The following is a 14,512-nucleotide window of genomic DNA, read 5'->3' on the forward strand; positions in this document are numbered from 1 at the left end:
GATGCGGCTGCCCGGCACGCTGGCCGAGATCGAGGGAAGCCCGGAGGGGCCGCAGATCGGCGCCTTCTTCGACCTGGACGGCACACTGGTGGCCGGCTTCACCGGGGTCATCATGACCCGCGACCGGTTGCGCCGTGGCCAGATGGGCGTCGGCGAATTCATCGGGATGGTGCAGGCCGGGCTCAACCACCAGCTGGGGCGTTCCGAGTTCGAGGACCTGATCGGCAAAGGCGCCCGGATGCTGCGAGGCAACTCGCTCAGCGATCTCGACGAGCTGGGTGAGCGGCTGTTCGTCCAGCACGTTCAGGGCCGTATGTACCCGGAGATGCGCGCCATGGTCCGCGCCCACATGGCCCGCGGGCACACCGTGGTGCTGAGCTCTTCGGCGCTGACGGTCCAAGTCGAGCCGGTGGCACGCTTTCTCGGCATCGACAACGTGCTGTGCAACGAGTTCGAGACCGACGCGGACGGGTTGATCACCGGCGAAGTCAAGACACCCGTCATCTGGGGTCCCGGCAAAGCCCGTGCGGTGCAGAACTTCTCGGCGGCCAACGGGGTCGATCTGTCCAAGAGCTACTTCTACGCCGACGGCGACGAGGACGTCGCCCTGATGTACCTGGTAGGCAATCCACGTCCGACGAATCCGGCAGGCAAGCTGGCCGCCGTCGCCGCCAAACGCGGCTGGCCCGTACTGAAATTCAGCAGCCGCAGCGGCAGCAGCCCCATCGCGCAACTACGAACGCTGGCCAGCCTCGCCACCATCCCCACGGTCGCCGCCGGCGCGATCGGACTCGGACTGCTCACCCGCAACAAGCGCACAGGGGTCAACTTCTTCACCTCGAACTGGAGCAAGCTGCTCATGCTCACCACGGGCATCGAGCTCAACGTCCTCGGTGAGGAAAACCTGACCGCGCAACGCCCCGCGGTGTTCATATTCAATCACCGCAACCAGGCTGATCCGATGATCGCGGGCCGGCTGGTCGGCGTCGATTTCACCGGCGTCGGGAAGAAGGAACTGGAACGCAACCCCCTCATGGGGCCGCTGGGCAAGGTCATGGATGCGGCGTTCATCGACCGCGACGATCCGGAGAAGGCCGTGGAGGGCCTGCACAAGGTGGAAGAGCTTGCCCGCAAAGGCTTGTCGATCCTGATCGCCCCCGAGGGCACCCGGCTCGACACCACCGAGGTCGGCCCGTTCAAGAAGGGGCCCTTCCGCATCGCCATGGCGGCCGGTATCCCGATCGTGCCGATCGTGATCCGCAACGCCGAGGTGATCGCACACCGCGATTCCAGCACGTTCAACCCCGGCAAGGTCGACGTCGCGGTCTACCCGCCGATCCCCGTCGAGGACTGGACGGCCGACAACCTGACCGAGCGCATCGCCGAGGTTCGCCAGATCTACCTCGACACCCTGAAATCCTGGCCGCAGGACGAATTGCCGACGTTCGACATCTACGCCCGCATGCCTGCGAAGGCGGCCGCTCCGCGCCGGCCCGCGAAGAAAGCAGCGGCAAAGAATGCGCCCGCGAAGAAGGCCACCGCGAAGAAGGTCACGGCGAAAAAGGCTGCCCCCAAACCGGATACCTCGTCCGCACGGTCGACCCCGAAGGGCCGACCGTGACCGCCGGTCTCGACGATTTCCCCAGCTTCAGTACCACCGACGATGCGCTCGTTCTCGCGTCGGTGTCCTCACCGGCCGAACTGGAACTGCTCAACGACTGGCTCAAGACGCAGCGGCGTGAACACCCGGACTCGACAGTCGAGGTACTGCAGTTGCCCGCCACTGACGAACCTGCGCCCGGGGTGGTGGCCCGGTTGGTCGAGGAGCTGGAAGCCGACGAGCAACGGCTGGTGGTTCCGGTGCGGGTGTTCTGGGTGCCCGCCGGATTACCCACCCGGTTGAAAGTGGTCGGGTTGATCTCGGGCCGCGACACCTACCGGCCGCCAGAAATCCTGCAGCGGCGCATTCTGCGCAAGGACCCGACGCGGGCGCGGGTCGTGGCCGGTGAGCCGGCCAAGGTATCGGAGCTGCGCAAGCAGTGGAGTGAGACCACGGTTGCGGAAAACCCCAGGGAATTCGCCCGATTCGTGCTCCGCCGGGCCGCGCTGGCGATCGAGCGGGTAGAGCTTCGCCTGCTGGGCCCTGAATACAAGTCGCCGCGGCTGGTCAAGCCGGAGATGCTCGACTCGGCGCGCTTCCGTCAAGGACTCGAGCAGATTCCCGGCGCGTCGATCGAGAAGGCCGGCGAGATGCTCGACGAGCTCTCCACCGGGTGGAGCCGCTTCTCGGTGGATCTGATCCCGACCCTGGGCCGGGCGATCTTCAGCCGCGGATTCGATCCGCGTATCGACTACGACCGCTCCGAGATCGAGTCGATGCGTCATGCCCTGGAACAACATCCGGCTGTGTTGTTGTTCTCGCACCGGTCCTATCTCGACGGCGTCATCGTCCCCGTCGCCATGCAGGAGAATCGACTTCCTCCGGTGTACACGTTCGCCGGGATCAACCTGTCGTTCGGCCTGATGGGTCCGTTGTTCCGGCATTCCGGCGTCATCTTCCTGCGTCGCAAACTCGATGACCCGCTGTACAAGTATGTGCTGCGGCAGTACGTCGGCTACATCGTGGAGAAACGGTTCAACCTCAACTGGTCCATCGAGGGCACCCGGTCACGGACCGGAAAGATGTTGCCGCCCAAGCTCGGACTGCTCGCTTACGTCGCCAACGCCTACCTCGACGGCCGCAGCGACGACATCCTGCTGCAGCCCGTGTCGATCAGTTTCGACCAGTTGCACGAGACCGCCGAGTACGCCGCATATGCGCGGGGTGGCGAGAAGACCCCCGAGGGCCTGAGCTGGCTGTACAACTTCATCAAGGCGCAGGGCGAACGCAACTACGGCAAGATCTATGTCCGCTTCCCCGAAGCGGTTTCGATGCGTGAGCACCTCGGTGAGCCGAACGGCGACATGGTCCACGACGAGGCGGCCAAACGCCTGGCCATGCAGAAGATGGCCTTCGAGGTGGCCTGGCGGATCCTGCGGGTCACCCCGGTCAACGCCACCAACCTGGTGTCGGCGCTGTTGCTGGGCGCCCGTGGAGTTGCCCTGACCCTCGATCAACTGCACCACACACTGCAGGACTCACTGGATTATCTGGAGCGCAAGAACACCCCGATGACCAACAGTGCGCTGCGGTTGCGGACCGCCGAGGGCGTGCGTTCGGCCGTCGACGCGCTGTCCGGCGGGCACCCCGTGACGCTGGTGGACAGCGGGCGCGAGCCGGTGTGGCGGATCGCCCCCGAGGACGAACTGGAGGCGGCGTTCTACCGCAATTCACTGATCCACGCCTTCCAGGAGACCTCGATCGTCGAGCTGGCCCTGGCATACGCCGCCCGCGCCACCGACGATCCACTGCAGGCGTTCTGGGACCAGGTGATGCGGCTGCGTGACCTGCTCAAGTTCGATTTCTATTTCGCCGATTCGGCGGCCTTCCGCGACAACGTCGCCGAGGAGATGTCGTGGTACGACAAGTGGGAAGAAAAGGTCACCGCCGGGAGCGACGAGATCTATCAGATGCTGCGGGACAAGCAACCGCTGTTGGTGGGCGCCATGTTGCGGCCGTTCTTCGAGGCCTACGGGATCGTCGCCGACGTACTGCGCGACGCGCCGCCCGAGATCGGGGAGCGGGACCTGACCAAGCGTGCGCTGGGCGTCGGGCGCCAGTACGTCGCCCAAGGCAGGGTGGGCAGCAACGAGTCGGTTTCGGCGTTGTTGTTCGCCACGGCGCGCCAGGTGGCGGCCGATCAGAACTTGTTGGTCAACGGCCCGGATCTGCGGGCCCGCCGCAACGCCTTCCGCGACGAACTGCGCGGGATCGTCGCCGATATGGACAAGGTCGACGAGATCGCACGTGAGCAGTTCTACATCCGGGAGCAGCTGCGCCGCGCTGAACGAGGACTGACCGGCTAGGCGCCGCGCCCCACGCCATACCCTTGCACCATGACTTCAGCCGGCCCGGTGGTCGCATCCAGCGTGCGCAACAGCGCAGTGTGGCCGGTGCTGGTCGGTGTGGGCCTGTTGGCCGGAGCAGTGGCGGCCGGTATCGGCGCGCTGTCGCTGGCCGACGCGCTGACCGCCACCGGCCTGCCCGATCCGGGCCCGGTCACCACCTACGGCCTGCCGTTCGTCCGGGCTGCCGGTGAGATCGCCGCCGTCGTCGCCGTCGGGGCCTTTCTGTTCGCGGCGTTCCTGGTGGCACCGCAGACCAACGGCGTTTTGGATGTCGCCGGTTACCGTGCGCTGCGGCTCGGTACGGCCGCCTCGGGCGTGTGGACGGTGTGCGCCGCGCTGCTGGTTCCGTTGACGATCTCCGACGTGTCCGGACAGCCGCTGCTCGATCATCTCGGTCCGGTCGACGTGTGGTCGGCGGCGAGCCTCGTCGACGTCTCCGCCGCCTGGCGCTGGACGGCGATCCTGGCGGCCGGCGTCACCATCGCGAGCCTGCCGGTATTGCGGTGGGGATGGACACCGGTGTTGCTGGCCGGATCCCTGGTGACTTTGATGCCACTCGTCCTGACCGGACACTCGTCGGCCGGTGGCGCTCACGACCTGGCCACCAACAGCCTGTTCATCCACCTCGTGGCGGCCGCGCTGTGGGCCGGCGGACTGCTGGCGTTGTTGGCCCATGCCCTCCGTGCCCGGGGCGCGGCTGACGGATCCAACACCGCGCTGGCGGCCCGACGCTTCTCGGCGCTGGCGTTGTGGTGCTTCATCGCGATGGCCATCAGCGGGGTGCTCAACGCAATGGTGCGGATCCAGCTGCCCGATCTGGTGCGCACCAACTACGGCTGGCTCGTGGTGGGCAAGGTCGTCGCGCTGACCCTGCTCGGTCTGCTGGGTTGGCGACAGCGACGGGTCAGTCTGACCGCCCTGGCCACCGACCCCGGCACGCGCACACCACTGATCCGGTTGGCGCTGACCGAGGCTGCACTGTTCGGCGTCACGTTCGGCATCGCCGTCGGGCTGGGCCGCACCCCACCGCCGCCGGAGCCGAGAGTTCCGAGCGCCACCGAGGTCGCGATCGGATATGACTTCGCCGGGCCGCCGACGGTCGCCCGGGTGTTGTTCGACTGGCGGTTCGACCTGCTGTTCGGGACCGCGGCGATCGTCGCGGCAGTGGTGTACCTGGCCGCGGTGTACCGACTGCGCCGACGTGGCGATGCCTGGCCGGTGGGCCGCACGTTCGCCTGGCTGCTGGGCTGCGCAACCTTGCTGTTCACCACGTCATCGGGTCTCGGCCGCTACATGCCGGCCATGTTCAGCATGCACATGATCGCCCACATGATGCTGTCCATGCTGGTCCCCGTCCTGCTGGTGCTGGGCGCCCCGGTGACCGTGGCGCTGCGGGCGCTGCCCGCTGTGGGCCGCGGATCGCCGCCCGGCCCCCGGGAATGGATCCTGGCAGCTCTGCACTCGAGGGTGTCGCAGTTCCTGACCCAGCCCATCGTCGCGACCGTGCTGTTCGTGGCCGGGTTCTACGGCTTGTACTTCGGCGGCATCTTCGACGCAGCGGTCAGCAACCACGCCGCGCACATCGTGATGAATGTGCACTTCCTGCTGTCGGGGTACCTCTTCTACTGGGTGGTCATCGGTGTGGACCCGACCCCGAGGCCCGTCCCGCACCTGGTCAAGATCGGGATGGTGTTTGCCTCACTGCCGCTGCACGCGTTCTTCGGTGTGGTGATGATGGGCATGGACACCGTGCTCGGCGAAAGCTTCTACCGCTCACTGCAATTGCCGTGGCACACCGATCTACTCGGAGACCAGCACCTCGGTGGCGGGATCGCCTGGGCGGCCGGGGAAGTCCCGCTGGTCATCGTGATGTTGGCGCTGCTGATCCAGTGGCGGCGCAGCGATCAGCGCACCGCCAAGCGGTTGGACCGGGCGGCTGACCGCGACGACGACGCCGATCTGGTTGCCTACAACGCCATGCTTGCCGAAATGGCGCGGCGTGACCGTCCTTCCGGATAGTCAGCGGTAGTAGTCGGGGTTATCCCCAGCGTTCGTTTCATCCACAGCCGACGCGTGCACCGGGTCCGCCGCGTATCTCCTGTCGGGGTGCCGACGGTCAATGGCTGCGTAAGGCGGTCGACGCTTCAGCTCCGGCCGCCGGCACAGATGAAGCGAAAGGAAACAGAAAAATGTTCGAGACCCCGTTCACCATCGTCGGCAACATCATCACCAATCCGGTTCGGCTGCGGTTCGGCGACCAGGAGCTCTACAAGTTCCGGGTGGCCAGCAATTCGCGGCGGCGCACCTCCGACGGCACCTGGGAGCATGGCAACTCGCTCTACGTCACGGTCAACTGCTGGGGCAATCTGGCCACGGGCGCCAGTGCATCGCTCATGAAGGGGGACGCGGTCGTGGTGGTCGGGCAGGTCCACACCAGTGAGTACGACGACAAGGAAGGTGTGCGCCGGTCATCTGTCGAGGTGCGGGCTACCGCAGTCGGCCCCGATCTGTCGCGGTGCACGGCCAAGCTCGCGCCCTTGCCGAAGCCGAGCGCCGGCCCGGTGACAGAGCCGGAACGAGAACCCGGCGACATGCTGGACGACGATGAAACCGAGCTTGACGAGGGGGACTTGCCACTGTCGGCCTGACCACATTCGACCACGCTTAGGATGGGCGCGAGTGAGTTGGGCTTGCCGCGTCCCGTCGCGCACGCGCCCATCCGACATTCCCGAAGAGCTTCAGAAAGGCACATCACGGCATGGCCGAATTTATCTACACGATGCGCAAGGTTCGCAAAGCGCACGGCGACAAGGTCATCCTTGACGACGTCAGCCTGAACTTCCTTCCCGGCGCGAAGATCGGCGTCGTCGGTCCCAACGGGGCTGGTAAGTCGAGTGTGCTGAAGATCATGGCCGGCATCGACCATGCCAACAACGGCGACGCGCTGCTCGCACCCGGCGCCTCCGTCGGCATCCTGATGCAGGAGCCGCAGCTCGACGAGACCAAGACGGTCCGCGAGAACGTCGAGGCCGGCGTGGCGATCAAGGGCAAGCTCAACCGGTACAACGAGGTCGCCGAGCTGATGGCCACCGACTACACCGATGAGCTCATGGAAGAAATGGGCCACCTGCAGGAGGAGCTCGACGCCGCCGATGCCTGGGACATCGACTCCCAGCTCGAGCAGGCCATGGACGCACTGCGCTGCCCACCGCCCGACGAGCCCGTCACCCACCTCTCCGGCGGTGAGCGCCGCCGCGTGGCGCTGTGCAAGTTGCTGCTGTCCAAGCCGGACCTGCTGCTGCTCGACGAACCCACGAACCACCTCGACGCCGAGAGCGTGCTGTGGCTCGAACAGCACCTGGCCAACTACAAGGGCGCCATCCTGGCAGTCACCCACGACCGCTACTTCCTGGACAACGTCGCCGAGTGGATTCTCGAACTCGACCGCGGCCGGGCCTACCCGTACGAGGGCAACTACTCGACCTACCTGGAGAAGAAGGCCGAGCGCCTCGAGGTCCAGGGCAAGAAGGACCAGAAGCTGCAGAAGCGGCTCAAAGACGAGCTGGCCTGGGTCCGTTCGGGCGCCAAGGCCCGGCAGGCCAAGAACAAGGCTCGCCTCGGCCGCTACGAGGAAATGGTCGCCGAAGCGGAGAAGAGCCGGAAGCTCGACTTCGAAGAGATCCAGATCCCGACCCCGCCCCGGCTGGGCAGTGTGGTGGTCGAGGTCGAGCACCTGGACAAGGGCTTCGAAGGCCGCACGCTGATCAAGGACCTTTCCTTCACACTTCCGCGCAACGGCATCGTCGGCGTCATCGGTCCCAACGGTGTCGGCAAGACCACGCTGTTCAAGACCATCGTCGGCCTTGAGCAGCCTGACAGTGGTGAGGTCAAGGTCGGCGAGACGGTCAAGCTCAGCTACGTCGACCAGAGCCGTGCCGGCATCGACCCGAAGAAGAACGTCTGGCAGGTCGTCTCCGACGGCCTGGACTACATCGAGGTCGGCCAGAACGAGATCCCGTCGCGCGCCTACGTGTCCGCGTTCGGTTTCAAGGGACCTGATCAGCAAAAGCCCGCGGGCGTGCTGTCCGGTGGTGAGCGCAACCGGCTCAACCTCGCGCTGACCCTCAAAGAGGGCGGAAACCTGATCCTGCTCGACGAGCCGACCAACGACCTCGACGTCGAGACGCTGTCCTCACTGGAAAACGCACTCGAGCAGTTCCCGGGCTGCGCCGTGGTCATCAGCCACGACCGCTGGTTCCTGGACCGCACCTGCACGCACATCCTGGCGTGGGAGGGCAACGACGACAACGAGGCCCAGTGGTTCTGGTTCGAAGGCAACTTCGGTGCCTACGAGGAGAACAAGATCCAACGTCTCGGCGCCGAAGCAGCGCGTCCGCACCGAGTGACCCACCGGAGACTGACCCGCGACTGACCTGTGAGGGGATAAGGACGCAGCAAGCTCGGGGACGCTACTAGTGTCGCAGCTACGCACCGAAGCCGGTGGATGGGCGTGAGTCAGGAGTGATCCGTATGGCGACCGAACCGGGAGCTGTTTCAGGGCAGGGGATTAGCGGCTTGGCTGATTTACAGGCGCCGCCTGAGGTGATCCACCGCCTTGCGCTGGCCTTCCTGTCCACCTACCGGGCTCCTCAGGTCGACGCGCCCGGAATCGCCGCTACCGGTCCCCAGGCCTCCGGTGTCGCCGAGCGACTGGTCTCCGACGGCACGGTCGTTGCCCAGTACGCGCTGGGCAGCCACCGGGCGCCGGGGGAGACCAAGGTCGCGGTGTATCCGGGCGATGCCGACTCGGGCCCGGCGCTGCAGATCGTCACCGAGCAGACAGCGATGCTGGTCGATTCGGTGACAGTGCTGCTGCACCGCAACGGCATCGCCTACCCGGCCATCATGAACCCGGTCTTTCGGGTGCACCGCGACGCCGATGGCGCACTGCTTGACTTCCGGCCTGCGGCCGAGGCCACCGGAGGGGACGGCGTCGACGAGTGCTGGATCCTCGTCCCGGTGATCGGGGCGGCCGACGGCCCCGCGCTCACCGAGGTGGTTCGGTTGCTGCCCGGCGTGCTCGCCGAGGCCCGCCAGATCGGCATGGACTCCGCGGCGATGGGCGCCGCGCTCCATGCCCTGGCCAACGATGTGGCCACCGATGTCGAGGGCCGGTTCCCCAATGCCGACCGCAGGGATGTCGCCGCACTCCTGCGCTGGCTGTCCGACGGACATTTCGTGCTGCTGGGGTATCAGCAGTGCGCGATCAGCGACGGGCGCGCCACGGTCGATCCGGGCAGCCGGCTCGGTGTACTCAAGCTGCGCGAGGATGTGCTCCCGCCGCTCACTGCCGCCGATGATCTGATGGTGCTGGCGCAGGCCACCATGCCGAGCTATGTGCGCTACGGCGCCAATCCATACATCGTCGTCGTTCGCGAGAGCGGCGGCGAACGGCGTGATGTCACCGCTACCGAGCATCGTTTTGTCGGCCTGTTCACCGTGGCCGCGATGAACGCCAACGTGCTGGACATCCCGTTGATCTCGCGGCGGGTAGAGGAGGCGCTGGCCATGGCCCGGCGCGATCCGAGCCACCCCGGCCAGCTGCTGCGTGACATCGTCCAGACCATCCCGCGCCCCGAACTGTTCGCGCTGAGTTCCAAGCAGCTGCTGGACATGGCGCTGACGGTGGTGGACCTCGGGTCGCGGCGCCGGACCCTACTGTTCCTGCGCGCGGATCAGCTGGCGCACTTCGTGTCCTGCCTGGTGTACCTGCCGCGAGACCGTTACACCACTGCGGTGCGGCTCGAAATGCAGGACATCCTGGTGCGCGAGCTCGGTGGTGAGAGCATCGACTACTCGGCGCGGGTCAGCGAATCGCCCTGGGCAGTAGTCCATTTCATTGTGCGCCTACCCGACGGTGCGGTCTCACACACCGTGGACACCTCGAGCGAGAACGAGAACCGGATCCAGAACCTGCTGACCGAGGCCACCCGCAACTGGGGTGACCGGATGACCAGCGCGGCAGCGCACGCGGCGCTCACCCCGGCCGCCGTCGAGCACTATGCCTCAGCCTTCCCGGAGGACTACCGGCAAGCCGTTGCGCCGGCGGATGCCATCGCCGACATCGCGATCATCGAAGCCCTGCAGGACAATTCGGTGAAGTTGGTGTTTAGTGAAGGTGACGACGACGGTGTCGACCGTGGCGCCCAGCTCACCTGGTACCTGGGCGGCCAGTCGGCCTCGCTGAGCGAACTCCTGCCGATGCTGCAGTCGATGGGTGTGGTGGTGCTGGAGGAGCGCCCATTCACGGTCCGGCGGGCCGACGGCCTGCCGGTCTGGATCTATCAGTTCAAGGTCGCCCGGCAGCGCAGTCTCCCCGGGGCGCCCGACGCCGCTTCGCGCGAGGCCACTGCCCAACGATTCGCCGATGCGGTGACCGCGATCTGGAAAGGCTGGGTTGAGGTAGACCGGTTCAACGAACTGGTGCTGCGCGCCGATCTCACCTGGCAACAGGTGGTGATCCTGCGCGCCTACGCGAAGTACCTGCGCCAGGCCGGTTTTCCGTACAGTCAGTCGCACATCGAGTCGGTGGTCAACGAGAATCCGCACACCACGCAGTCGCTGGTGCAGCTGTTCGAGGCGCTGTTCGACCCCTCCGAGGACACCGCGGGGGCCCGCGATGCCCAGGGGGCAGCTGCTGCGGTGGCCGCAGACATCGACGCGTTGGTGAGTCTGGACACCGACCGGGTGCTCAGGGCCTTCGCCACCTTGATCCAAGCCACCCTGCGCACCAACTACTTTGTGCAGCAGCCTGATTCGGCGCGGCAACGCGGTGTCGTGTCGATGAAGCTGAACCCGGGCCTGATCAACGAACTGCCGCTGCCGCGGCCCAAGTTCGAGATCTTCGTGTATTCGCCCCGCGTCGAAGGCGTGCACCTGCGGTTCGGGTTCGTGGCGCGCGGCGGGTTGCGCTGGTCGGACCGCCGCGAAGACTTCCGCACCGAGATCCTCGGCTTGGTCAAGGCCCAGGCTGTGAAGAACGCCGTCATCGTGCCGGTCGGCGCCAAGGGCGGGTTCGTGGTCAAGCGGCCACCCGAGCCGACCGGCGACGCAGCCGTCGACCGGGAAGCGACGCGCGCCGAAGGCGTTGCGTGCTACCAACTTTTCATCTCCGGGTTGCTCGACGTGACCGACAACGTCGACAAGGGGACCGGTGCCGTCGTCACGCCACCGGAGGTGGTGCGCCGCGACGGGGAGGACGCTTATCTGGTGGTCGCGGCCGACAAGGGCACGGCCACGTTCTCCGACATCGCCAACGAGGTCGCCAAGTCCTACGGGTTCTGGCTGGGCGACGCGTTCGCCTCGGGCGGTTCCATCGGTTATGACCACAAGGCCATGGGCATCACCGCCAAAGGTGCCTGGGAGTCGGTGAAGCGCCACTTCCGGGAGATGGGGGTCGACACCCAGAGCCAGGACTTCACTGTCGTCGGCGTCGGCGACATGAGCGGTGACGTGTTCGGCAACGGCATGTTGCTCTCGAAGCACATCCGGCTGATCGCCGCCTTCGACCACCGGCACATCTTCATCGATCCCAACCCCGACGCCGCGCGGTCCTGGGTGGAGCGCAAGCGCCTGTTCGACCTGCCCCGGTCCAGTTGGGAGGACTACGACAAGGCGTTGATCAGTGAGGGTGGCGGTGTCTTCAGCCGTCAGCAGAAGTCGATTCCGATCAGCCCGCAGGTTCGCGCCGCACTCGGGCTCGATGCGGAAATCGAGGAACTCACGCCGCCCGCGCTGATGAGGGCCATTCTCAAGGCTCCGGTGGACCTGCTGTGGAACGGCGGCATCGGCACCTACGTCAAAGCCGAGACCGAGGCCGACGTAGGCGATCGCGCCAACGACCAGATCCGGGTGTGCGGTAACGAGGTGCGGGCCAAGGTCATCGGTGAGGGCGGCAATCTCGGCGTGACCTCGCTGGGGCGTATCGAATTCGATCTGGCCGGCGGACGGATCAACACCGACGCGCTGGACAACTCTGCGGGCGTCGACTGTTCGGACCACGAGGTCAACATCAAGATCCTGATCGACTCGCTGGTCACAGCTGGCCAGATCAAGCCCGGTCAGCGCACCGATTTGCTGCTGTCGATGACCGACGAGGTCGGCGCCCTGGTACTGACCGACAACAAGCACCAGAACGATCTCATGGGCACCAGCCGGGCCAACGCCGCGAGCATGCTCTCGGTGCACGCCCGGATGATCAAGGAGTTCGTGGCCAACCGTGGACTCAACCGTGAGCTGGAGGCATTGCCCTCGGAGAAGGAGATCCGGCGCCGGATCGATGCCGGAATCGGTTTGACCTCACCGGAATTGGCCACGCTGATGGCTCACGTCAAACTGAATCTCAAAGACGACGTGCTGGCCAGTGACCTGCCCGATCAGGAGGTGTTCGCGTCCCGGCTGCCGCAGTACTTCCCGGAGAAGCTGCGTGAACAGTTCACCGGTGAGATCCGGTCGCATCAGCTGCGCCGGGAGATCGCCACCACCATGCTGGTCAACGATCTCGTCGACACCAGCGGGATCAGTTACGCCTACCGCATCACCGAGGACGTCGGGGTCGGCCCGGTCGACGCGGTGCGCAGCTATGTCGCCACCGATGCCATCTTCGGGATCGGTGAAATCTGGCGCCGGATCCAGGCCGCGGGCGACGCCGGGGCGCCGGTGATCGTCACCGACCGCATGACCTTGGACCTGCGCCGGCTGGTCGACCGAGCCGGGCGCTGGCTGCTCAACTACCGTCCACAGCCGTTGGCCGTCGGCGCCGAGATCAACCGGTTCGCCGCCAAGGTGTCCGCTCTGCGCCCTCACATGCCGCAATGGCTGCGTGGTGACGATAAGGCGATCGTCGAGAAAGAGGCCGGCGAATTCGCCGCGCAGGGCGTCCCCGACGATCTGGCCTACGCGGTGGCCACCGGGCTGTACCAGTACAGCCTGCTCGATGTGATCGACATCTCCGACATCGTGGACCGTGAGCCCACCGAAGTGGCCGACACCTATTTCGCGTTGATGGACCACCTCAGTTCCGACGGGCTGCTCACCGCGGTCTCCCGACTGAGCCGAGACGATCGGTGGCATTCCTTGGCGCGGTTGGCGATTCGCGACGACATCTACGGTTCGCTGCGCGCGCTGTGCTTCGATGTGCTCGCGGTCGGTGAGCCCGACGAGACCGGTGAGGAGAAGATCGCCGAGTGGGAGCTGACCAACAGCTCCCGGGTGACCCGCGCCCGCCGGACGCTGACCGAGATATACCAAGATGGTGAGCAGGATTTGGCGACGCTCTCTGTGGCGGCGCGGCAGATCCGCAGCATGACACGAACTAGTGGAACGGGAACGACTGCGTGAGCTTTACTACGCCGGTGCATGTGCGCTGGTCGGACATCGACATGTACCAGCACATCAATCACGCCACGATGGTGACTCTTCTCGAAGAGGCCCGCATACCGTTTCTGCGTGAGCCCTTCGGCGCCACGATCGAAACCATCGGTCTACTGATCGCCGAGGTCAATATCGCCTACAAGGGGCAGCTGCGGCTCGTGGACTCACCGCTACAGGTGACCATGTGGTCCAAGCGGGTGCGGGCCGTCGACTTCACCATCGGCTACGAGGTGCGCTCACTGCACGCCGATCCTGACTCCAAGCCGTCGGTGATCGGCGAGACCCAATTGGCCGCGGTGCACATCGCAGAGCAACGTCTGGAACGTCTGACGGCCGAGCAGCGCGGCTATCTGGAGAGTCACCTGCGATGACCGCCCCCGAGCGCGGTCTGTGGATCGATGATCCGCGGGACCGTGCGGATCTTGCGACGTTCCTCGACCGTGCGCTGCGGTTGGACGACGCCGCGGTGGTGCGGTTGCGGGAGCGGAGCGATGCCGGCGCGGCGGTGGCCTGGGTGGCGACCGGGCTGGAGGTGTTGGCCAGCCGGGTGGTGCGCGGTCGGGTGCGCCCATCGGACCTGTCCGCGGGAGCCGACGCTGTGGTGTCCGGGTTGTCCACTGCGAGAAACGGATACGTCGAAACCGGCTTCCCGATGGACTCAGCCTGGCGCGGTGGTCTGCCACCCGAGGACGGATTCGTCCACCTCGACGACGTCCCCGCGCGGGTGATGCTCGACCTGGCTCAGCAGGGCGGCGCACTCGCCCGTGAGCATGGCAGTGCCCACGGGCCGCCGGCGTCACTGCTGGACCAGGAGGTCATCGCGGTCAGCGCGGGTGACGTCGCCGTCGGAGTGCCCATGCGATGTGTTTTCGCGTTGACCGCCATGGGTTTTCTGCCGCAGACCGGCAACGAGGTGAGTGAAGGGGAGATCGTCCGGGTCCGCGCACACCCGTCGTGGCTGCGTATCGACGCCCGGTTCGGGTCGGTCTACCGCCGCCGCGAAAGTGCCGCCCTGATCCTCGGCTGATTTCCTCTCGCGAGCAGACATAAACTGCCCATTTCGCCCTGAGAA

General features: G+C 66.2%; 8 protein-coding genes. All 8 read left to right on the top strand.

The window, feature by feature from the left end; genetic code table 11:
- The first annotated feature begins 1 nt into the window (after position 1).
- The 8 genes from ACZY08_RS26185 to ACZY08_RS26220 all read left to right on the top strand — a co-directional run bounded on the left by ACZY08_RS26185 (position 2) and on the right by ACZY08_RS26220 (position 14,467).
- Entirely contained in the window at positions 2–1,621 is a 1,620-nt protein-coding gene (locus ACZY08_RS26185) for an HAD-IB family hydrolase (RefSeq protein WP_463747703.1), read from the top strand.
- On the top strand, positions 1,618–3,966 hold the full coding sequence (locus tag ACZY08_RS26190) for a glycerol-3-phosphate 1-O-acyltransferase (RefSeq protein ID WP_463747534.1): 2,349 nt from the start codon (positions 1,618–1,620) through the stop codon (positions 3,964–3,966). The genes ACZY08_RS26185 and ACZY08_RS26190 overlap by 4 nt, the downstream gene beginning before the upstream one ends.
- A gap of 30 nt (positions 3,967–3,996) precedes the next feature.
- Positions 3,997–6,027: a bifunctional copper resistance protein CopD/cytochrome c oxidase assembly protein gene (locus ACZY08_RS26195; protein WP_463747535.1), complete on the top strand. Its 2,031-nt coding sequence runs from the start codon at positions 3,997–3,999 to the stop codon at positions 6,025–6,027.
- 170 nt (positions 6,028–6,197) lie between these two features.
- The gene (locus ACZY08_RS26200) at positions 6,198–6,656 is read left to right on the top strand and encodes a single-stranded DNA-binding protein (protein WP_463747536.1); all 459 of its coding nucleotides are present in this window, start codon (positions 6,198–6,200) and stop codon (positions 6,654–6,656) included.
- Positions 6,657–6,766: 110 nt separating this feature from the next.
- Complete coding sequence (ettA, locus tag ACZY08_RS26205; protein WP_463747537.1) at positions 6,767–8,440, top strand: energy-dependent translational throttle protein EttA; 1,674 nt, start codon at positions 6,767–6,769, stop codon at positions 8,438–8,440.
- Between the two features lie 98 nt (positions 8,441–8,538).
- Positions 8,539–13,407 (top strand): NAD-glutamate dehydrogenase, encoded by a 4,869-nt coding sequence (locus ACZY08_RS26210; RefSeq protein ID WP_463747538.1) that lies wholly within the window; start codon positions 8,539–8,541, stop codon positions 13,405–13,407.
- Complete coding sequence (locus ACZY08_RS26215) at positions 13,404–13,811, top strand: acyl-CoA thioesterase (protein WP_463747539.1); 408 nt, start codon at positions 13,404–13,406, stop codon at positions 13,809–13,811. The genes ACZY08_RS26210 and ACZY08_RS26215 overlap by 4 nt, the downstream gene beginning before the upstream one ends.
- Positions 13,808–14,467 (top strand): DUF8185 domain-containing protein, encoded by a 660-nt coding sequence (locus ACZY08_RS26220; RefSeq protein ID WP_463747540.1) that lies wholly within the window; start codon positions 13,808–13,810, stop codon positions 14,465–14,467. Before ACZY08_RS26215 ends, ACZY08_RS26220 begins: the two co-directional genes overlap by 4 nt.
- Positions 14,468–14,512 lie beyond the last annotated feature (45 nt).

Source organism: Mycobacterium sp. IDUB_9 (assembly GCF_055419505.1).